The sequence below is a fragment of the Planctomyces sp. SH-PL14 genome, from assembly GCF_001610835.1.
GTDB lineage: Bacteria > Planctomycetota > Planctomycetia > Planctomycetales > Planctomycetaceae > Planctomyces_A.
The window spans coordinates 4,908,553-4,930,260 of record NZ_CP011270.1 but is presented as its reverse complement, the minus strand read 5'-3'; the positions used below and the strand labels follow the sequence as shown (position 1 = coordinate 4,930,260).

The following is a 21,708-nucleotide window of genomic DNA, read 5'->3' as shown; positions in this document are numbered from 1 at the left end:
AATTCTACCGCCGAACCCGCCCCCCTCGAAGCGAGCCTCGGCGGTCAGCGGTTTTCCAACGGTTTTCGGCGGTGCATGACATCGCCGACAGCTTCTCTCGCACGCGGGAGAGAACGCGCCGAGACGCTTTCGGCCCCCCGGGGGATATGATAGAAACCGTCCGAAAATTCCCTCGCGCTCCCGGTGCGCCCGCCCGTCGATCCTGCGACGCGGATTTCGCCTCCCGGGACGGTGTGCGGGGGACATTCGCCCCATCCGGCGAGAGGGAGAAACGTTGATGTCGAAACCTGCGAAGCTGGCCCTGGCGGATGGGACAGTCTTTACGGGGCAGTCCTTCGGAGCGGATGCCGAAGTCTGCGGGGAAGTCTGCTTCAACACGAGCATGACGGGGTATCAGGAGATCCTGACCGACCCCTCCTACAATGGGCAGATCGTCTGCATGACGTATCCGCTCATCGGGAACTACGGCATCAATTCCGAAGACGTCGAGAGCGGACGGCTGGCGATCCGCGGCTTCATTGCCAAGGAAGTCTGCAAGGAGCCGAGCAACTACCGCTCGCAGGAATCGCTCTCCGACTACCTCAAGCGGAACGGCATCCCCGGCATCGAAGGGATCGACACACGGGCTCTCGTGCGGCGGCTGCGGGTGAACGGCGCCATGACCGGAGTCCTCTCTTCGGTCGATCTGGACGACGCTTCGCTCGTTCAAAAGGCCCGGAGCTGGAACATCGTCGGACACGACCTCGTTCGGGAGGTCTCTCCGAAGCAGGCGTCCGAGTGGAAGGACGGGGTTCACGATCTCGAACGCGATCCGACGACGCCCAAGACCTTCAGCGGTGACAAGTCCGGAACGCTGCCGCACGTGGTGGCTCTCGACTACGGCATGAAGTGGAACATCCCCCGGCACCTCGCCGAGATGGGCTGCCGTGTCACCGTCATGCCGGGGACCTCCTCGGCCGATGAAGTCCTGGCTCAGAACCCGGATGGCGTGTTCCTCTCGAACGGCCCCGGCGACCCGCGGCCCCTCGACTACGCGGTCGAGACGATCCAGGGACTGCTCGGGAAGAAGCCGGTTTTCGGGATCTGCCTGGGACACCAGCTCCTTGGGCTGGCTCTCGGCGGCGAGATCTACAAGCTCAAGTTCGGCCACCGCGGCGGGAACCAGCCAGTCCTCAACAAGGACACGGGCCGTGTGGAGATCACCTCGCAGAACCACGGTTTTGCTCTCGCGCCGGACAAGCTGCCGTCCGACGTGGAAGTGACCCACATCAACCTCAACGACGACACCGTCGAGGGGATCCGCTCGAAGTCCAAGGGGGCGTTCAGCGTGCAGTACCATCCGGAAGCGTCCGCGGGTCCGCACGACAGCCATTACCTGTTCGGCGAGTTCCGGAAGATGATGGTCGGGGCGAAGTAGTTCTCGCCGGCACGGTTCTGCTGGCTCAAACCCAACTTGTGACGGCAGCCGGGGTCAAGGGGGTCACCCCTTGCCGCCGGAGGCGCTTCCATGAGGAACCGTGGTAAGCAACGGGCGTCCCCTTTGTGGTACCAGCTTTGAGGACTCCCTCCCGCCACACCGCTGGCTTTGCAATCCCCGCGGGTTGGTGAGGGGGGCATCCGCCACGTCGTCCGCGCTTGGACACTCGCTCCTTCAGAGAGATCGAGACGAGACGGGCCTCCGGCGGGCAAAGGGGGCCAAAAAACAACACAGGCCCCCTTGCATCCCCCACCAAGGGCGAGCCCCTGGACCCCGGCGACCTGACGCTGGTCTTTACACTTGGGCCCACGCTTTCGACACTGAAGCCAACTTCAGCTCCCCCGCCATCCCCACCAAGGATTCTGCGATGCGCGTCGTTCTGGCCAGAGGATTCGCAACGGCCACCCTCCTGCTCACCACCCTCATCGCGGTCTGCCGCGGCGAAGACCTCAAGACGACGACCTCACTCCGCTTCGTCCCCGCCGACGCCGGCTTCTACATGTCGTCGATGCGGCTCGAAGAACAGTACAACAAGTTCATCAAGAGCCGCGCCTACGACCGCCTCTACAACATGCCGAGCGTCCAGCTCGGCCTCAACCTCCTCCAGGCCCAGTACCGCTCCAAAACCTTCGCCCCCCTCCGCGACTTCCTCAAGAAGAAGGCCAACAAGGACCTCGTCGACCTCCTCCAGGACGCCGGAACGCAGGAGATCTTCGCCTACAGCGATCCGGCACTGATCGAGTCGTTCGCCCTCATCCAGGAGATCAGCAACGACGTCCGGTTCGCCCAGATGCAGGCGGGAATCGCTGGCGAAGAGGACGAGGAAGCCCAGAAGAAGGTCATTCGCGAAATCGTGGCCCGGCTTCTCAAGAGCAAGGACAAGCTCCGGTTCTCCCCCATTGTCTTCGGTGCCAAAATCACCAAGCCCGAGGTCGCCCGCGCCCAACTCGACCGGCTGGAAAAGATGGCGGACGAGAACCTCCCGTCGATCGAGCAGGCCAAGTTCGAAGTCAGCCGACAGCAGATCGCCGGCGGCGATTTCCTGACGATCTCCCTCGCCCTCAAATCGATCGACTGGACGGACCTGGAATCCGAGATCGACGAAGATGTCGCCGAGGAGGTCAAGCCGCTCCTCGACCACCTCAAGAGCAAGACCCTGCTCGTCTCGCTCGGTGTCCGCGACGGCTACTTCTTCTTCACCGCCGGAGAGTCCAACGATCACCTCAAGCTGCTCGGCCAGGGGAAGACCCTCGCCGACGTTCCGGACTTCCAGAAGATCTTCCCGCACCAGGACCAGAAGATCACGAACATCTGGTACTCCAGCCGGCGGCTGATCGAGATCCAGCAGCAGGCGGCCGCGGGCCAGATCATGGCCCTTTCGGGAGTGGTCCGGCAGGCGATGGACGCCTCGAACACGCCGGACGCCACCAAGGAGGCCTTCGAGAAGGATCTCAAGTCCCTCGAAGAGCGGGTGAAGCAGGAGACGACCGGAACGCCGCACGCGACCGTCGGCTGCTCCTTCCTCACCGACCGCGGAACGGAGTCGTTCCAGTACGAGGTGGGCGGGGTGGGCAAGCAGACGGGAACGCCGCTGCCGATCCTCTCGCACGTCGGGGGCTCGCCGCTGCTCTTCGCGGTGACCCGCAGCCAGGCTTCGCCCGACGAGTACAAGGAGATGCGGCCGACGCTGCAGCGGATCCTCGGCTATGTCGACACCACGGTCCTCAGCAACATCGATGAGGATGACAAGGGGGAGTATGAGCACTTCCGGCAGCTGGCCGTTCCGTATCTCAAGCGGTTCGACGTGCTGCTCGGAGATTACTTTGTTCCGGCCCTGCAGGACGGGCAGATCGGGCTGGTCATCGACGCCAAGGCGACGTCAACCCAGTGGTTCCGCGACATGCCGGAGGCTTCGGAGCCGCTGCCGATGCTGGAGCTGGGGATCGTTCTGGGACTGAGCGATCAGGACAAGTTCCTGTCCGGGATGGACCAGCTTTACACGTTTGTCGGCGACCTGATGAAGACGATCCAGGCCGAGAGTCCGGACGACCTGCCGGAAATCGATCTGCCGGCGTGGTCGGAGCGGGGCGTGGCGGGCGGCAATGTGTATCTGATCGAGATTCCGAAAGCGGCGGGTGTGGATGACCAGTTGGCCGGCACTTTGGGTGTGGGGTCCAGCTACGCGATCTTCACGACGTCGATTCCGCAGGCGGAACGAGTGATCCTGGAGAAGCCGTTCCAGTTCGAGGGGCCGCTGGCCGGGAAGACGAATCTGCTGTCGGTCCAGCATGTGAACTTTGCGGGGTTCATCGACGCCCTTGTCCCGTGGATCAACTATGGGTTTGCCCAGATCCCGCAGGAAGAGGGAGCGGCCTCGGGCTTTGGGGTGAACGCGATTCACGGGCAGGTGGAGAGTGTGCTGTCCGTGCTGCGGTGTTACCGGGGGACGACGGCGATCCGGTACGCGGAGAAGGATGCGATCGTGACGCACACGGAATCGCGGTTTGTGGACCTGGAAGAGCAGCAGTAGGGTTAGACACCGTCATTGCCGGCGCGACCTTGCTGGCTCAAACCCAACGTGCGACGGCAGTCTGGGGTCAAGGGGGCTGTGTTGTCTTCTTGGCCCCCTTGCCGCCGGAGGCACTCCTGTGAGGAACCGTGGGACACAACAGATGTCCCCATTGTGGTACCGGCACTGAGGACTCCGCGCTCACTCTGCAATTCCCGCGGGTTGGTGAGGGGGCATCCGGCGCCGTGTCCGCGCTTGGACACGGGCTTCTTCAGACATCTCTCGACGAGGGGGCCTCCGGCGGGCAAAGGGCCAAGAAGACAACACAGGCCCCTCTGCACTCCCCACCAGGGTACCCCTGGACCCAGGTGGATCAGCTCATCTGTTCATTCATGAGCGTGCCGAAGTAAGTGAACGTCCGGCCGCCGTGCGGGGCCGAGAGATTCACCACCTTCACCGCCTCGTCCCGGTCAGCCACCTCGACCTCAATCACCAGATGGCCATCCCGGAGCTCCCGGAGGCCGTTAATAACCGTCTGGTCTTCGCCGTCACTGAAAAAGAACTCCTTCAGCGTCCGGTTCAGAATCTCAATCCCGTCGTCTCCGGCCAGGATCAGAATCCGCTCGTCGCCGATTCCTGCGTCGTTCAACTCCGATGCAATGCGATCGACCTGCTCGCGGGTGTCGGCAAAACCCAGAACCCGCCCGGCATACAACTTCGCATCCTGTCCGCGATCGACTTCTGGCCTGATGGACATGATCGTCTCTCCTGCAAGGGGAACATGGCTTGCACCAAGAAGGCAATCCCTATGCCGTGCCGCTCTGCCGGCTCCATGCAGCGAACAAGACGAGGCACCACGCGGTGAATGCCGTCCGATTGGACCCTGCGCGACCAGGGTGACGGGAGAGAGCCCACAAAGACCGGGATCTCGCCTCTCGACGCGTCGGCTCAGCCAAGACGTGTCAGTTTGCCTGCCCGCTCACGCCCGCTCCATCCAGGATCACTTCCCGCCGCGACGGAACGAACTGAATCACACGGGCGTTGACGTCGTGTTGCGCCTGCCCCGGCTGGTCCTGAAAATGGATATCCGCCTTGTCTTTGCCGCGGCCACGGAGAATGAACTGGTCCTTCGCCTGGTCATAGATGACCTCGTGACCGTTCGCCGTAAACTTCTGCCCTTCCAACCAGGCGTCTTCCCCATCACCCCCTTCGGCCCGGAGCTGCGCGCTCGGCTCGCCGTCGGGCTTGGTGGCGATCATGATGTCGAGCTCGCGGCAGCCGAGCCACGCCGCGTTGTTGGCGTTGTCCTTCCCGCTGCCGGGCGAGAGATCTGCCCGCTGAAACACCTGAAGGGCCTGCGCGACGGGGGCGTACAGGACCTGGACGCTCCGGCGGAACGTCGCGTCCTGCCGCTTCAGGTTTCCCGTCACGTTCCCTTTGAACTCGAGCTTCACGTACTCCCAGGGGAACCGCTTGTCCTCGCGGGCCGGGACGGGCTGATTCGCCTTGGCGGTCGTGGTCGGCTCCAGCGAGAGCAGCCGCGACGAGCCCCCCTTGGAGATCCGCCAGTCCTGAACGGTCCCGGGCCCCAGGCCGGAGAACTCCCCGGTCGCGTTATCGACATGGAACTCCGCGAGGTTCCCCTTCAGGACTTCGATCAGCCGCGAGTCCGCGTAGTCGTACGTCTCGACCACGACCTTGTGGCGGCAGTCGACCGTCTTGAGCTCAAGCCCCTTGGTGTCCGGGTGGTCGCTGGTGAAGTCGATCTTCCGGTTGAGGGCGACGTCCATCGCCTCGCACAGGAGCAGGCTGTGCCCCAGCTGCGTCTTGACCCGCTCGAAGAACTTGGCGGTCTGGCCGTCGAACGTCATCCGCTCCAGCCAGACAACATTCATGATCTGCGGCCGGTCGGTCTTTCCCCCCCGCAGGTCGGAGGAGACGGGCATGTTGAGGCGGCCGGGGCCGGGCACTTCGATCGCGTTCCGGGACCGGTCGAACGTCAGGACGGCGGCCTCGACCCGGTAGTCGCCGAACTGAAGCGTGGCATCCCGCGTCGTGTTCGTCCGGGGATCGTGCATCCCGGCGAGGGTGATGATGTGACCGTGGCTGCCGCCGGTGTTCGTCATCTGCAGGCGGTGCCCCTGGATGTCGACCGGACCATCGCCGCCGATGCGGTTCGGCGGCCCCGCCGCCGCCGCGGCGCCGCGCTCCAACGCTTCGCGGGTGATGTGGATGCCCCCTTCGCCGATGAGCTCGCGAGCGTCGAACGCCTGCGTTCGCGGATCGCGGACCACGTGGGCTTCGATCCGATCGGCGTTGACGATGAACGGCGGCTGCTCCTCGCGGGCTCCGGGCATCTGCCGCGGATTGCCGTCGCCGGCGGGGTCCGGTCCCCCGCGGCCGGGCCTCGGGGCGGCCTCCCCCGCCGAGAAGCGGGCGTCGGCAAGGTTCGTCAGGACGACGACTTCCGGCGTCGCCATCCGGACACCCCCCTGGGCGACCGCCCGGCGGACCGGCAGCTTGCGGGCGGCGTTCGGAAGGGCCGATCCGGCAAGGCCGGCGGCACCAGGCTGGCCGCGGGACGCGGTCGGCTCGAGCCACACCTGGATCGCCTGGCTCTCCAGCTGGAACCGCCCCGGCTGGGCCAGCGACGCGTTCCCCTGGATCGTGAGAATGTTGCCCGGCGACTGGGTGTCCGGGGCGACGTGGACTCGCTCCTTCCACGAGCCCACGAACATCGGCCGTTCGAGCGCCTCGTCCAGCTGCTCAAACTGCCCTTCGCCTTCGCAGTCGATCGCCTCGAACGGTTGTCCCTGCTGGCCGTGCCGGACGCGGACAAGAGGAGAGTAGAGCCGGGTCGCGCCGTGCTGCATCCGGACCTGCACGGGATCGATCAGTGCGATGTCCCGCGTCTGGGCGTCGTACCGCAGATCCTGGAGGTCGGCGGCAAACTGGTTCGAGGTCGATTCGAGGTGGAGCGGGACGACCGGCTTCCCCGGTTCCTCCCGCCCGAGCGCCCGCAGATAGCGGAACTGGATCTTCGACAGCATGGAGGAGTCGGCGCCGAACTTGGTTCCGCTGGCGGGCTGAACAGCCGGCTTGGTTTCGCCTGAGCCCTCGGCGGGGGGTGCGTCGGCTTCTACGAACTGGAGTCCCAGCCAGTGGGCTTTCAGGGAGTCGATGTGCTTCACCCCCTTGATGATCTGCGGGCGGACGACGCTGACGTTCTCCTCGAACTCGATCCGCTTCTCGGGATAGTGGAACAGGAACGGGCCGTCGCTGGTCACCAGGGTCCGGGCGAGAGCACCGTTCAGCTCGTACGTCATGTCGAATTGAACCGCCCGCCGCAGCCGGACGCGGGAGAGTCCGCCGACGCGGGGCATATCGGGACCGAAGTCCGACGTGGTCGACTTGATGAACTCGACCGTGAGCTGGTCCGCCTGTCCGCGGACGGCGTTGGACTGACCCGGCGCGGGGCCGTAGCGGAACGTGACGGGCCAGTCGCTGTAGAGCTGGGCGGACTCCTCGGAGAAGATGAACTTCTCCCCTTCGATCGCGAGGTTGTCCGGGCCCGTCAGCCGGACTTTCCCTTCGAGAGTCAGGTGGACGATCCGGCCCGGCTTGCGGCTGAATTCGACCGCTTCGTCGAAGAACTCGTTCTGGAAACTGACGATCGCCCCTTCCGCTTCGATCGTGTACCGGCCGCCGTCGGTCCGCTTCGGGTCCCGCCACACCATGGCGTACGGAGCCAGCCGGAGCTTGTTCCCGCCGTCCTGCAGGCGCTGGTGATCGTTGAAGAAGATGCAGGCGTCTTCCGACTGCTGCCAGCACATCTTGGCTTCCTGCGCCCAGGCGGAGTTCGGCAGGAACTCGCGGGCGAGGTCGGACGAGGCGGACGACTTGGCCCCGGAGGCCATCATGACCGGCGGCCGGACTTCCCCCTGCTCCACCGGGGTCACCAGCGGCGTCACGATGAGCGCGTAGATCCGATACACCCCCACCAGGCAGATGGCTGTCGCGACAGTGAGCAGCAGGCGGGGCATGGAGGAGACGAGGAGCTGGATTCAGGGATTGAGTCGACGCTGTGACTGCGAGAAGGGGTCGGTTCAGGGGCCCGATTTCAATGGGCTTTCCTGAATCGTGACTCCTAGATCCTTCCCTCCTCCCCCTCCCAGCCGATGACGTCCGTGATGTCGATCATTCCGACCGGGCGGCGGTCGGCGTCGACGACCGGGAGTTCGCTGATCTTGCGGGAGGCCAGGATGGCGACGACGTCTCCGTGGGTCGCCGTAGTGGGGACGTTCAGCGGGTTGCGGGTCATGACCTGCGAGACCGGTTGATCGAGCGAGGCGTCCTGTCGCCGCCCCAGGAGCCGGGCGAGGTCGCTGTCGGTGAAGATGCCGGAGAGGCGGCCCTCGGCGTCGGTCAGGACGACGGCACCGATCCGGCGGCCGGTTTGCGAAGAGGCGGTCAGGACCTCGCGGACCGTGGCGGTCTCGGGGGCACTGCGGATCCGGTCGAGGCCCCGCATCATCTCGGTGACGACGCGGAGCTTGCGGCCGAGGCTGCCGGCGGGGTGGAAGACGGCGAACTGTTCCGGGGTGAAGCCGCGGCGGCGGCTGAGGACGAGGGCGAGGGCGTCTCCGACCGCCAGCATGGCGGTGGTGGTGGTCGTGGGGGCGAGGCCCCAGGGGTCGACCTCGGGGATCTTGCCGAGGAGGACGCGGATGTCGGCGTTGCGGCCGAGGGTGCTGCGTTCGGAGGAGGTGATGGCGACGATGGGGATCCGCAGCCGGCGGACGGTCGGGAGGATGGCGGTCAGTTCTTCGGTTTCGCCGCTGTTGGAGAGGGCGAGGAAGACGTCTTCGGGGTGGAGGCAGCCGAGGTCGCCGTGGACTGCTTCGGCGGGGTGGAGGAAGTGGGCGCGGGTGCCGGTGGAGGAGAGGGTGGCGGTGATCTTCTGGCCGATGAGGCCGGCTTTGCCCATGCCGGAGACGATGACGCTGCCGCGGCATTCGGAGAGGCGGTCGACGGCGTCGCAGAAGCCGGAGTCGAGGCGGCGGGCGAGGTCGGCGAGGGCTTCCGCTTCCAGGCGGATGATTTCGCGGGCCTGGCGGAGGGGTTCGATGTCCGCGAAGGAAAGGATCTTCTCGGCGGCGGACATGACTACACCTCTCGCGGAATGACGTGTCCGGAGAGGGCCCAGGGTGAAGCGGCAGTGCGGGGCGGTGGTGCGCCCGGTCTGGCGTGTCTCTTCCCTGAGACGTCCCGGAATTCGGGACCAGAACTGTACGGCTGGTTGGCGGAGAGGGTCAACGCGAGTTGCAAAGCATTGAAGGACCATCAGTTACAAAGGACAGCCGGGGTCCAGGGGGTCACCCCTGATGGGGAGTGCAGAGGGGCCGGTGTTGTCTTCTTGGCCCTTTGCCCGCCGGAGGCCCTCTCGTCGAGAGATGTCTGAAGAAGCCCGTGTCCAAGCGCGGACACGGCGCCGGATGCCCCCTCACCAACCCGCGGGAATTGCAGAGCGAGCGTGGAGTCCTCAGCGCCGGTACCACAAAGGGGTCATCCGTTGTGTTCCACGGTTCCTCACAGGAGTGCCTCCGGCGGCAAGGGGGCCAAGAAGACAACACAGCCCCCCTTGACCCCAGACTGCCGTGGCACGTTGGGTTTGAGCGAGCAACGCTGTGCCGGCCAGGACGGGTTTTCTGGAGACCGGCTATGATAGAAGGAGGACCTGTTTTTGATGGGAGCGAGTCACGTGTCTGGTCTGTCGATCGAACAAACTACCAAGCGAGACCACCTGCTGGAGATCCTGGCCCGCTGCGGACGCGTCGCCGTCGCGTTCTCCGCCGGAGTCGACAGCACCGTCGTCGCCAAGGCCGCCGCCCTCGCCTGCGGTGACCGGGCCCTCGCGGTCACCGCCCGCAGCGCCAGCCTCGCCTCGGGAGAACTGGAAGAGGCGGAGACGCTCGCCCGCGAGATCGGAATCACCCACCGCGTCATCGAAACAGAGGAGTTCGCCGACGAACGCTACCGCCGCAACGCCGGCGACCGCTGCTACTACTGCAAGTCCGAACTCTACACCCACTTGGAAGGACTCGCCGGCCCCCTCGGGGTCGACGTCATCGTCAACGGCGCAAACCTCGACGACCTCGGAGACCATCGCCCCGGCATGGTCGCGGCCCGGGAGCACTCCGTCCGCAGCCCGCTCATCGAAGCGAAGCTCAACAAGGAAGACGTCCGGGCCCTGGCGAAAGACTGGGCACTCCCGATCTGGGACAAGCCGGCGATGCCCTGCCTCTCCAGCCGCATCGCCTACGGCGTCGAAGTCACGCCGGAACGCGTCGCGAATATCGACGCCGCCGAGCAGTTCCTCCGGCAGCGGCTCGGAATCCGCGAGCTGCGGGTCCGCCTCGAACAGAACGACCTGGCCCGCATCGAGGTCACCCCGGCAGACATCGCCCGGCTCGCCGAAGAGCCGGTCCGGCTGGCCCTCGTGAGCGCGTTCACCCGGCTCGGCTTCCGCGCCGTGACGCTGGACCTCAAGGGGTTCCAGAGCGGCGGGTTCAACGCCCTGCTCTCTTCCGACGCGCTCCTGACCTCATTTCACCCGTGAGGAGAGCGGAGCCGGGGCACTGGCGGTGCTGGGGGCGATCAGCCGCGGAGCGGTCTCCGCGTTGGCGGCCGATTCGACCTTGCGGGACGGAGCGAAGAACAGGCTCGATCGCGGAACCTTGGGCCCGGTCGCGGGAACGGGCGGAGCGGGCGCGAACGCCGGAGCCGAAGAGTCGGCGGCAGCCGGCAGTCCGATGGGCGAGCCCATCGGTTCCGGCGCGACGCTGGTCACGACCGAGGCCGGAGGGAAAGGATTGGGAGCCGGAGCGCGAGGAGCGGGAGGCTGGAACTCGACGGTCTCGCTGATCCGGACGCTCGGAGAGAGCGTGACCGGCATGGGACCGGGGACAGCCGCCACCGGAGCGAGAGCCGCGGCGGGCATCGGCCGGGCTTCCGGAATCGCGGCGGGCGACGCCGGGATCGGCGGGAAGAACGTGATCTCCTCGGCCGCCGGAGCGACGGAGACCGCGGGAGCCACGGAAGTAGCCGAGGCGACCGGAGCCGGGGTCTCGGCCACTGTCGGGGACGGCCCCGCTTCCGAAACCGGGACCAGCGGCAGCGAAGCGAGATCGGCCGTCGCCGGGCAGGCCGCCGGGACGGTCTTTCCGAGAAGCCGATGGAGACGGTCCATCTGGCCGTCGACGATCCGCGTCATCATCTGCGTGACGGCGTCCGCCTTCAGCGGCGTGTCGGCGCTCCGGCAGGCTTCGAGCTGATGGAGCGCTTCGCGGCGGTCCGCCTCGATCTGCTCGAGGCTGGAGGCGACGAGCGAACTCCGCAGGACCTCGGCGGAGTCGATCTCCTTCCGGAGCGATTCGACGACCGCCACATGCTTCTCGGAGTCGAAACGGAGGCTGGTCAGCAGGTTGCGGTCGACCGTCTGCGACTGGCGGAGCATATCGAGCTCGTGGCCGAGTTCGACAATCTGCTTCGCATAGCCGCCGCTCTGCCGCTCGAACTCGTGAGCGATCTTCTTGGCGTGGAGGTTGGCGACGTGGTGTCCCAGCAGGAACCCCAGCCCGAGCAGCAGCAGGCACAGCACACACATGACCCGCAGGTGCCGTCCGATTGCCGAATAGGCAATCCGCTCGATGTCGATCTCGGACAGCCGCGGCCGCGTGGTGGGATCCATCCCCATGTCTCCTGACTCAGCGATGTTCGAGCGGAGTGCCGCCGCTCGAACGATTTTTTCTGTGTCAGGGGTATCGACCCGGTGCGTTCCTTCGCTTCCTCACAATTCCCACACCGCGCAAAGACAAGGCAGTCTGGGCATTTGCGCCAGACTGCCTGAATTGCCATTCGAAGTAGCTCGCGACTCTCCGGCGGATGAGGGCCGGAGAGCGACGTCGCGATGCGGGCGGCGATCAGCCGGCGGCAGCGACGATGTTGACGCGGCGGCCTTCCTGGTCGAACAGGACGGTGCCGTCGACGAGGGCGAACAGCGTGTAATCCTTCCCCTGGCCGACGCCGCGTCCCGCGTGGAACTTGGTGCCGCACTGGCGGACGAGGATGTTGCCGGCGATGACCTGCTCGCCGCCGTACCGCTTGACGCCCCGACGCTGGCCGTTGGAATCGCGTCCGTTCCGGGTGGACCCTTGTCCCTTCTTATGTGCCATGACTCGCTTACCTTGTCTCGAATAGCCGTTGCTGGGAACCGGCTATGGCTTTGATCCAGCGGGGCCTGCGGACGCGGGCCGAAATGCTGCCAAAAATGGAAGTTCGGAAGGATAATCGGTCGGTTGGCTGCCGGCAAGGCTTTCGATTTGTCTCGGAATTTCGAATCGGCGGGATTCGTCCGGGAGCCCGTCGGCCGAGGATAAGACGACAACCGAAACCCGCAACTCACTGCACCAAAGACACTTGCAACTCCGACGCCCTTAAAGAATTCAGACAATTCGCTCGACCGCCAGCGCGACCGCTTCTCCCCCGCCAACGCAGAGACAGGCGACCCCCCGCGTCCCGCCGGTGCGGGCGAGGCCGGTCAGGAGGGTCACGATCAGCCGGGCGCCGCTGGCGCCGATCGGATGGCCGAGGGCGACTGCCCCGCCGAACGGGTTGAGCTTTTCATCCGGGATCCCCAGTTCCCGCTGGGCCGCCAGAGCCACGCAGGAGAAGGCCTCGTTGATCTCGAACTGGTCGGTTCGATCGATCGACCAGCCGGTCTTGGCCATCAGTTCCCGAATGGCGTCGATCGGCGCGATCGTGAACCACTCGGGCTCCCGGCTGAACGTCGCGCTGCCGACGATCCGCGCCAGGGGAGTCAGCCCCCGCTCCTCGCAGCGGGCCTTGGACAGAACAAGGAGGGCCGCGGCACCGTCATTGACGCTCGAGCCGTTGCCGGCGGTCACGGTTCCGTGGTCGCTGAAGGCCGGGCGGAGGGAGCGGAGCTTGTCCTCCTGGAAGCGGGCCGGCTCTTCGTCCTCGGTGACAAGCGTCGGCCCCTTTCGGCCGGGGACCTCGACCGGGACGATCTCATCCCGGAAGACTCCGTCGGCGATCGCCCGCTGAGCGCGGGTGTAGCTGCGGACCGCGTAGTCGTCCTGCTCCTCCCGCGAGAAGCCGAACTTCGCCGCACACTGGTCGCCGAAACAGCCCATCGACTTCCCGTGGTAGACGTCCCACAGGCCGTCGTGAATCATGGCGTCGACAAGCTCTGCATTCCCGAGCCGGTACCCGCGGCGGGCATAAGGCAGCAGATAGGGGGCGAGGCTCATGCTCTCGATCCCGCCCGCGACGACGGCGTGCGCCTCGCCGAGCCGGATCGCCTGGTCCGCCAGCGCCACGGCCCGCAGGCCTGAACCGCAGACCTTGTTGACCGTCATGGCCCCGACCGAGACCGGGACGCCGCCGCGGATCGCCGCCTGCCGCGCGGGGTTCTGGCCGATGCCGCTGCTGACGACGTTGCCGAGGATGACCTCGTCGAGTTCACCGGGAGCGAGCCCGGACCGTTCGAGAAGCGCCCGGATGCAGGTCGCCCCCAGCTCCGGAGCGGGAACCGTCGCCAGCGCACCGCCGAGGGCCCCGATCGGCGTCCGCACGGCCCCGACGATGTAGGACTCGTTCGACATGCTCCGCTCCCAAGCCTTTGCCTTGATCTGTGTCCATCTGTGTTGATCCGTGGCTCAAATGGTTTCTAGCCACAGATGAACACGGATCAACACAGATAAGAGAAGAGATGAGCCACTGAGGCCGCCGGTCGCTATGACGCGGCCTCGGCGTCGTAAGGCATGAGGATCGGGCGTTCGAGGATGTCGCTGGTGCCGGGGAGGTCGTGGTCGGCGAGCTCGGCGCCGAGTTCCGTGACCGCCCGCAGATAGGCGTCCGAGGGACGGCGGCCGGTCAGCTCGGCGGTGAGCCGGCGGGCCAGGAGCTCGCCCGCTTTGCGGATCCGTTCGTCGGACTGGCTGCCGGCGTACAGGCTCGTGCAGAGGATCACAACGGCGGTCTGAATTCGCTTCGAGAGCTCCGCCATCCGGCACTGTCGGTCGGCGAGCTTGAGCTGGTGCTTCCGCATCGTGGCCGAGACTTCAATCGCCGCGTCCTGCAGGAAGCCCGCGGACCATTCGGCGTGCGGCCAGAGAGCGGGAGCCAGGTCCTGGAACCGCGGCCGCCCCGTGTGGAGCATCTTGCCGAACCGCCACTTGGAGTAGTTCCACAGCGGCTCGCGGAGCGTCCAGAGATGGGCCGGATTGGCGAGGTTCGGCCGGCGGATACCGGCGGCCTGGAGCGTCTTCCCGATCGGCTCGAAGTACCGACGGCCGTGGTCCTTCACGAGCGACTTGAAGAACGCGAGGCCGAGCATCTCCCCTTCCCCTTCATAGATGCAGGGGGCCAGGAGATCGTGCACGTTGTCGCCGAAGAGGTGGCCGCCGAGGAACGACCGCCCGCCGTGGGTCTTCATGTGCAGCTCGATCGCGGCGTGCTTCTGGGCTTCACTCCCGAAGATCTTGGCGATGACGCACTCCATCTCGCCGCGGTAGCCAAGGTCCAGGAGTCCTGCGCACCATTCAGTCAGGGCGTCGCAGGCGACGATCAGTCCCGCGAGCTCGCCCGCCCGCCGCTGCACGAGCTCGCGGTTCATGATCGGCTCGCCATAGGTCCGGCGGAACCGGGCCCAGGGGAGGATGTCCATCAGCATTGCCCGCATCGTTCCGGCGGCGTTGGCACACAGGGCGACGCGGCCGCGGTTCAGCCCGTGGTAGGCGATCGTCAGGCCGTCTCCGTCCTCCGCCTCCAGCAGGTTCTCGGCGGGGACGCGGAAGTTGTTGAACAGGATCCCGTAGTTGTGGGCGTGCTGGAGGGCGTAAAGGGAGTACCGCTTCAGGCGGAACTCATCGGTCTCGTGGTCCGGGAGCTCGGCGATCAGGACTGCCGGGCGGCCGTCGATCCGGCAGACGACTCCGATCATCCGGCCGGGAAGGACGTTCGTGATGAACAGTTTCTCGCCCGTGACGAGGTAGTCGTCTCCGTCCCGGACCGCGACGGTCCGGAGGGCGGTCAGGTCGGACCCGGCGCACGGTTCCGTGAGCGCGAAGGCGGAGAGCTTCTCTCCGCTGGCGAGCCGCGGGAGGAGACGGCGCTTCTGGTCCGCATTGCCGAACGTCAGCAGCGGGTCGACCGCGCCGATGCAGCCGTGGACGGAGGCGAGCCCGGCCAGCGTCGGATCGACCGTCGCCATCCGGGTCAGGAATTTTGCAAACTGGGTGAACGTCGCCCCGCGGCCCCCGTACTCGGGACCGATCAGGAGCCCCCAGTAGCCGGTGGCGGCGAGGTCATCGAGGACCGGCTGCCGGATCTTGCGATGCTCGTCGAGGAGCGTTCCGAGCTGGACGTGACGGTGGGCGACGTGGATCGCCTCGTCCATCGTCTGGGCGGCGCACTCGGAGGGGGAGGCGACGGAGTCGAAGTGGAACAGGTCGACGGGGAACTGGTCGTCCCAGACGGCGCGGTGGACCGGGCTGTTGACCGTCTGATAGCGGGCGGCGTAGAGGGCCTCGACCTGGTCGTCGGCGGCATCGACCGCCCCCATCCGGCGGACTTCCTCTTCGGACTTGCCGCCGAGCTTCAGGGCTTCGGCGGCGAAGGTCGAACGTTCTGCCGGCGATGCGGCGCGCGGAGGTTTCTGAAGGGTACTCATCGGGGAATCTCCTGTTCGGAGGGGTGCTCCGCCGTCGGCGACGGGGGGGACCCGTTGCCATGATCGAAGCGGCGGGCGGGCGTTCCATTCACGGGGCGGCGCGACGAGAAGAACTCGCTCGGCCGGAACCGGGGGCCGCAGACTTCGCAGAGGGTCTGGAGGACTTCGACGACGCGATCGCGGCCCCAGTGATCAATGAGCGTCATCGGTCCGCCGCGGAACGGCGGGAAGCCGGTCCCGAGGATCATGCCGAGGTCCGCCATCCAGGGCTCGGCCACGATCCCCTCCTGGACGCAGTCCGCCGCCGAGTTGATGAGCGAGAAGACGAGCCGCTGCTGGAGTCCCGTCAGCTCCTCGCCGCCAAGCTCCACCTCCGCCGGAAGCCGGGCCGAATCTTCCGCGGCCCAGGGGAGGACGGCCGGCGCGCCGCGTTGTCCTTTGGTGTAGTGATAGAAGCCGGCCCCGGACTTCTGCCCCTTCGAGCCGGCCGCGACCATCTCGGCCAGCCGGTCAGGTGTGGGGCTCTCTTCCAAGCCGAGCGATCGCATCGTGCCGGCGATCTCGGCCGAGACATCGAGACCGACGAGGTCGAGGAGTTCGAGCGGTCCCATCGGGAGGCCGAACTGTTTCGCTTCCCGATCGATCTGGTCCGCCGCGACCCCTTCGCCCACGAGCCGGACTGCTTCGTCGAGGTACTGGAACAGGACACGGCTCACGAGGAAGCCGGGCCCTTCGGCGACGACGATCGGTGTCTTACCGAGCTGCCGCGTGAGATCCACGAGGGCCGCGACGGTGGCGTCGGATGTCTGCGGGGAGCGGACGATCTCGACCAGCGGCATCTTGTGGACCGGGTTGAAGAAGTGCAGACCGGCGATGCGGTCGGTCCGGCCGGTCACGCTGCCGATCTCGCCAATCGAGAGAGCCGAGGTGTTCGAGGCAATCAGCGATTCGGGAGGGAGCAGCGTGTCCAGCTTCCGGAAGGCCTGCTGCTTGATCTCCATCTTCTCCAGAACCGCCTCGATGACGAGGTCGGCATGGGCGAACGATTCCATCTCGGTCGTGGGGGTGATCGACTTCAGGGCCTTCTCGGCGTCGGCTGCCGTGAGGACGTTCTTGCGGACCGCCTGTTCGGTCAGGGCCTCGATCTTCTTCATCCCGGCGGCGACAAGATCGTCGTTGAGATCCATGAGCCAGACGGAGCAGCCCTGTGTCGCCGCGAGCTGGGCGATGCCGCTCCCCATCGTGCCGGCTCCCAGGACGGCGACGCTCTTGATGGGGGGCCGCCTGGCGACTTCTTCCGAAACCCAGGTGCTCCGCTTCCGGGCCCGTTCCCGCCGCATGAAGATCTCGAGCAGGTTCCGGCAGGAGGGATCGAACAGGACGCGGCAGAATTCGGTCCGCTCGGTTTCGAGTCCCTTCTCCATCCCGTGCTGAAGTCCGGCTTCGATAGCCCGGATGGCGGCCGGGAGCGCGGGGTACTGCCGCGACTTGCTCGCGATGTGGCGATCGGCCTGCCAGAGGACCACCTTCTGGCCGAGCGAGGTGTCGTCCTGCAGCCGCGCGAGCCATCCGTGGTGCGGTCGTTCCGCAGAGTCACCCTTGAGGCAATGGTCGAGAAATGCCGACAGGTCTTCCTCGAATCGCTCGGGGCTCAGTACCGCATCGACGAGTCCCTTCTCGTGCGCTTCGGGCGCCGTAAGCCGGCTCCCTTCGAGGATCATCTGGACCGCCGCCGTGGCGCCGACGACGCGCGGCAGCCGCTGTGTCCCGCCCCAGCCGGGGACTAGGCCGAGCTGGGTTTCCGGCAGGCCGATCCGCGTCGCGGCGTCGTCCCGCGCGGCCCGGTAGCGGCAGGCGAGGGCGAACTCGAGTCCTCCGCCGAGGCACGGGCCGTGGATGACCGCGACGGTCGGGGCCGGAAGGGCTTCGATCCGGCTGAACAGCGTCTGGCCGAGCTTCAGGACATGCTCCGCCTCATCCACGGAAGCGATCTGCTGGATCCGGTGGACATCGGCCCCGGCCAGGAAGCCGCTGGGCTTGTTGCTGCGGAAGACGATGAGGCGGGCTGACGTATCGCCATTGAGCTCGTCGACGAGGGACGAGACCTCGTGGAGCAGCGCTTCGTTGAAGACATTGACCGGCGATCCGGCGACGTCGATCGTCACCGTCACGACGCCGCGGCTGTCCCGGTCGAGACGCAGATGCTGGTAGTCGCTCATGTCCTCTTCTCCTCGGTTCTCTCGACCCACACCGCGACCCCCTGGCCCCCCCCGACGCAGAGGGACGCAAGGCCCCGTTGGAGCCCCCGTTCCTTCAGCGCCCGCAGAAGTGTCAGGACGAGCCGCGTCCCGCTCACTCCGACCGGGTGCCCCAGGGCGATCGCACCGCCGTTCACGTTGAGACGCTCAGGGTCGATCTCGCCGATCGCCTCGGTCCCGCCCCATTCTTTCTCGGCGAAGGTCCGCGACGCCAGCGCCCGCTGACAGGCGAGGACCTGGGCGGCGAACGCTTCGTTGATTTCGAAGAGCTCGAAATCGCGGAGCGTGAGGCCGCTCGACGCCAGAAGTTTGCGGATGGCGTAGACAGGGCCGAGTCCCATCCGCCGCGGGTCGCAGCCAGCAATCGCGTAGCCGTGGACGTAACCCAGCGGCGTCCTTCCTTCGGCCTTCGCGCGGTCGGCCGACATCAGCGTCAGGGCCGCGGCGCCGTCGGTGATCGGACAACTGTTCCCCGCCGTCACGGTCCCATGCTTGTCGAAGATCGGCCGGAGCTTTGCGAGGGCCTGCAGCGTTTGACCGGCCCGCGGACCGACGTCGCGTTCGAGCTTGGTTTCCGCGGTCTCCTCCGCCTCGCCAGTGGGGGGCTCGTAGACGACCGGCGTCACCTCACCGGAGTAGAAGCAGCGTTCCCAGGCCGCGGTGACGCGCTGATGGCTCGCGAGGGCGAAGGCGTCCTGGTCCTCGCGGGAGATGCCGAACTCCTTCGCGATGACCTCGGCGGTCTCTCCCATGTTGAGGCCGCAGACCGGGTCGGTCAGGCCAAGCTCCAATCCGGCGACCGGCTGGAAGTAGGAGGGGCGGAGCCGGGCCAGCAGTTTCAGCTTCCCTCCCCACTTGGCTTTCCGGAATTCGAATAGCCACTCCTGCATCTCCCGCCGCCAGAGGAGCGGGACCTGCGACATCGACTCCGTCCCGCCGGCCACGACCACCCTGGCGCGACCTTCGCGAAGGATCTGCCAGGCCGAGATGATCGACTCCATCCCGGAGGCGCAGTTCCGGTTGACGGTATGGGCTGGCCGGTCCTGGGGGATGCCGGCCCGGAGCGCGATGACGCGGGAGACGTTGGCCGATTCGGGCGGGCCGGCGACGTTCCCGAAGACGACCTCGTCGACGTCACCCGGCGAGAGGCCGCTTCGCGAGACCGCTTCCCGCAGAGCGATCCGGCCGAGCTCATCGGCGGGAACGTCCGCCAGGGCGCCGTAGGCTTTCGCGAACGGCGTCCGGACTCCGCTGACGACCGCCAGCGGCGGGAGCGGAGTCTGTTGAGTCGTGGAGTTGGAGCTGGTCATGAGTCGCTCCCGTGTTCGGCCTTTCATCGACCGGTGGCGGCGTTACGGCTTGCCGTTGCCGCCTCCTTCGGCCGGTGCGTCGTCGTGGGCGGCCGGGCTGGCCGGGCTGGCCGGAGCGTCCGACCGCAGCTCGCGCCGCAACACTTTGCCGAGGAAGTTCCGCGGGAGGTCGTGTTCCCGGACCTCGACGATCCGCGGACGTTTGTGGGCCGCCAGTTTCTGTCTCGTGAACTCGTCAAAGTCCCGCCGCCGGAACTCCTTCGCCGATCCGACCACCAGCACGGCGCTGACGACTTCGCCCCGCTGGTCGTCCGGCACGCCGACGACGGCGGCGTCCTTGACTCCCGGATAGGTTCGGAGGACTTCCTCGACATCGCCCGGGTAGACATTGAACCCGGAGGTGATGATGAGGTCTTTCTTGCGGTCGACGATCTTGAAGAAGCCGTGTTCGTCGCAGGTCGCGAGGTCGCCGGTGTGCAGCCAGCCGTCCCGCAGGACTTCGGCCGTCGCGGCGAGGTTGTCCCAGTAGCCGAGCATCACCTGCGGGCCGCGGACCAGGAGTTCGCCGACGCTGCCAGTCGGCTGGAGTTCGGTTCCCGATTCGGCGTCGACGATCGCGGCGTCGGTGTCGGAGATCGGCAGGCCGATCGTTCCGCGGATCGCCGAGCCGTCGAGCGGACCGACGTGCGTCACCGGTCCCGCTTCCGAGAGTCCGTAGCCTTCGACCACGGTCGCCCCTGAGTGTTCGTGGAACTCCTCGGCGATCGAGGCGGGAAGTGCCGCTCCGCCGGAGATGACCTTTCGGAGCGAGCCGAGGTCGTGCCGCCGGCGGCGCAGGACCTTGGAGTTCAGGGCCGCGAGCATCGCCGGCACCGCGGGGAACATGGTGGGGCGGTGGGACTCCATGAGCCGGACCGCGGAGGCGGGGCGGAAGCGGTGGTGGATCACGAGGCTCGCCCCGAGCGCCGTTCCCATCATGACGATGCTCGAGAGGGCGTAGCTGTGGAAGAACGGGAGCATCGCGAGGATCGTTTCTTCCCCGTGATGCCCCCGCGACCAGTGGGCGAGCTGCCAGGCCTGGGCGATGAGGTTGTGGTGCGAGAGCGTGACCGCCTTGGGCTTACCGGTCGTTCCGCCGGTGGGGAGGATGAAGGCGGGGTCGTGGATCCCGGTGCCGTCGACCGTCGAGGCGTTGTGGATGACCCGGGCCCCTTCGATCGCCTCGTCGAAGCGGAGAACGCGGCTGTGCGGATGGAGGATACCGAAGCCGATCTTGCGCATCCGGATCCAGGCGTAGCCGAGCCCTTCGAGCCGTCCGAGGCGTCCCGTCAGGGTGGTGACGATCATCAGCTCGGGGGGCTTTTTCGCTTGGCTGACGAGCGGGGTCAGGACGTCGAGCGTGACGACGAACCGGCAGCCGGTGGTCGCCATCAGGCCTTCGATTTCCTCCGCAACCATCAGCGGACTGAGCGAGACCACGACGCCCCCGGCCATCCAGGTGGCAAAGAGGGCGATGAGTGTTTCCGGGAGATTCGGGAGGAGGACGCCGACGCGGTCTCCGGGCTGCAGGCCTTCGCGGACGAAGACGGCAGCCAGCCGCTGGGCGCGGCACAGCAGTTCTTCGTAGGTGATCTGTTCGTGGTAGTAGTGGCAGGCGACGCGGGTGGGAAAGCGTTCGGCCGCTTGGTGGAGAAGCCACCCGAGCCGCTGCTGCGGGTAGGCGAGCGAGGCCGGGATGCCGTCGGGGTAATGCGAGAGCCAAGGGCGGGTGTCGTGTCCGTTGGACCACCACTTGGCGACGTTCCGCAGTTCGAGCCAGCCGGGGAGCCAGGACCCGCCGATGCGGTGCGCCGGGAGCGAGAGGTCGGGGGGGGCCGTCTGCGGGGAGTGCGACGGGGGCGAGCCGTTCCGACCGGTGGCGGGATTGGGGAGCGATACCATGCGGCACCTGCTCTCTCCGGCCGGCCTCTCGAACCGGCCTGATGGGCCGCAGCAGATCCGGCTGGCAGGGTGCCAGCTTTTGACCGCGGCACTGGTTATCAATGTCGCCGGGCCATTCGCCCCAGGGGGCCTGGTCCGGCGATTGTGAATCACCGTCAGGGACTGGTAGGGAGCCGGAAGCGAACTCAAGGGAGAAGCTTCACGGCTGCACCTCCATTCTTCGCGGGGGGAGTGACGAGGTCAAACTGAATCCGACGGTGGGACATGCCGAACCGCTCAGGTCGCCTGGCTCGAACACCGTCCTTGCCGGCACGGCGCGATAGCTCAAACCCAACGTTCCATGGCAGTCTGGGGTCAATGGGCCCAGAAACAACACAGGCCCCCTTGCCGCCGGAGGCACTTCCATGAGGAACCGCGGTCAGCAACGGATGTCCCGTTTGTGAAGCCGGCGTTGAGGA

General features: G+C 66.7%; 13 protein-coding genes. 3 read left to right on the top strand and 10 right to left on the bottom strand.

Going from position 1 to position 21,708, the window contains the following annotated elements; all coding sequences use genetic code 11:
* Positions 1-277 precede the first annotated feature (277 nt).
* The gene (gene carA, locus VT03_RS18790) at positions 278-1,417 is read left to right on the top strand and encodes a glutamine-hydrolyzing carbamoyl-phosphate synthase small subunit (RefSeq protein ID WP_075094404.1); all 1,140 of its coding nucleotides are present in this window, start codon (positions 278-280) and stop codon (positions 1,415-1,417) included.
* Between the two features lie 427 nt (positions 1,418-1,844).
* On the top strand, positions 1,845-4,007 hold the full coding sequence (locus VT03_RS18785) for a hypothetical protein (RefSeq protein ID WP_075094403.1): 2,163 nt from the start codon (positions 1,845-1,847) through the stop codon (positions 4,005-4,007).
* A 352-nt stretch (positions 4,008-4,359) separates the two neighbouring features.
* Here the strand turns inward: VT03_RS18785 and VT03_RS18780 are convergent, their stop codons facing one another.
* The 3 genes from VT03_RS18780 to VT03_RS18770 all read right to left on the bottom strand — a co-directional run bounded on the left by VT03_RS18780 (position 4,360) and on the right by VT03_RS18770 (position 9,150).
* Entirely contained in the window at positions 4,360-4,743 is a 384-nt protein-coding gene (locus VT03_RS18780; RefSeq protein ID WP_075094402.1) for a hypothetical protein, read from the bottom strand.
* 205 nt (positions 4,744-4,948) lie between these two features.
* On the bottom strand, positions 4,949-8,029 hold the full coding sequence (locus tag VT03_RS18775) for a hypothetical protein (RefSeq protein ID WP_075094401.1): 3,081 nt from the start codon (positions 8,027-8,029) through the stop codon (positions 4,949-4,951).
* A 104-nt stretch (positions 8,030-8,133) separates the two neighbouring features.
* Positions 8,134-9,150, bottom strand: a complete 1,017-nt coding sequence (locus VT03_RS18770; RefSeq protein WP_075094400.1) for an SIS domain-containing protein — start codon at positions 9,148-9,150, stop codon at positions 8,134-8,136.
* Between the two features lie 582 nt (positions 9,151-9,732).
* Between VT03_RS18770 and larE the strand changes: the two genes are divergently transcribed.
* A complete protein-coding gene (larE, locus tag VT03_RS18765; protein ID WP_075094399.1) occupies positions 9,733-10,605 on the top strand; it encodes an ATP-dependent sacrificial sulfur transferase LarE in 873 nt (290 codons plus the stop codon).
* On the opposite strand, the gene VT03_RS18760 is transcribed toward larE, so the two are convergent.
* From VT03_RS18760 to VT03_RS18730, 7 genes are all read right to left on the bottom strand, one after another.
* Complete coding sequence (locus VT03_RS18760; protein WP_075094398.1) at positions 10,591-11,736, bottom strand: hypothetical protein; 1,146 nt, start codon at positions 11,734-11,736, stop codon at positions 10,591-10,593. The genes larE and VT03_RS18760 overlap by 15 nt on opposite strands.
* A gap of 232 nt (positions 11,737-11,968) precedes the next feature.
* Entirely contained in the window at positions 11,969-12,220 is a 252-nt protein-coding gene (rpmA, locus tag VT03_RS18755; RefSeq protein ID WP_075094397.1) for a 50S ribosomal protein L27, read from the bottom strand.
* Between the two features lie 270 nt (positions 12,221-12,490).
* Positions 12,491-13,672, bottom strand: coding sequence for a thiolase family protein (locus VT03_RS18750; protein WP_075094396.1), 1,182 nt, complete (start codon positions 13,670-13,672; stop codon positions 12,491-12,493).
* Between the two features lie 131 nt (positions 13,673-13,803).
* Positions 13,804-15,741 carry an acyl-CoA dehydrogenase family protein gene (locus VT03_RS18745; protein ID WP_075094395.1) on the bottom strand — a complete coding sequence of 646 codons (1,938 nt, stop codon included), beginning with the start codon at positions 15,739-15,741 and terminating at the stop codon, positions 13,804-13,806.
* Positions 15,738-17,960 carry a 3-hydroxyacyl-CoA dehydrogenase NAD-binding domain-containing protein gene (locus VT03_RS18740; protein ID WP_075094394.1) on the bottom strand — a complete coding sequence of 741 codons (2,223 nt, stop codon included), beginning with the start codon at positions 17,958-17,960 and terminating at the stop codon, positions 15,738-15,740. Before VT03_RS18740 ends, VT03_RS18745 begins: the two co-directional genes overlap by 4 nt.
* Positions 17,957-19,309 carry a thiolase family protein gene (locus VT03_RS18735; protein ID WP_075094393.1) on the bottom strand — a complete coding sequence of 451 codons (1,353 nt, stop codon included), beginning with the start codon at positions 19,307-19,309 and terminating at the stop codon, positions 17,957-17,959. Before VT03_RS18735 ends, VT03_RS18740 begins: the two co-directional genes overlap by 4 nt.
* A gap of 42 nt (positions 19,310-19,351) precedes the next feature.
* On the bottom strand, positions 19,352-21,250 hold the full coding sequence (locus VT03_RS18730) for an AMP-binding protein (RefSeq protein ID WP_082846342.1): 1,899 nt from the start codon (positions 21,248-21,250) through the stop codon (positions 19,352-19,354).
* Positions 21,251-21,708: the final 458 nt, after the last annotated feature.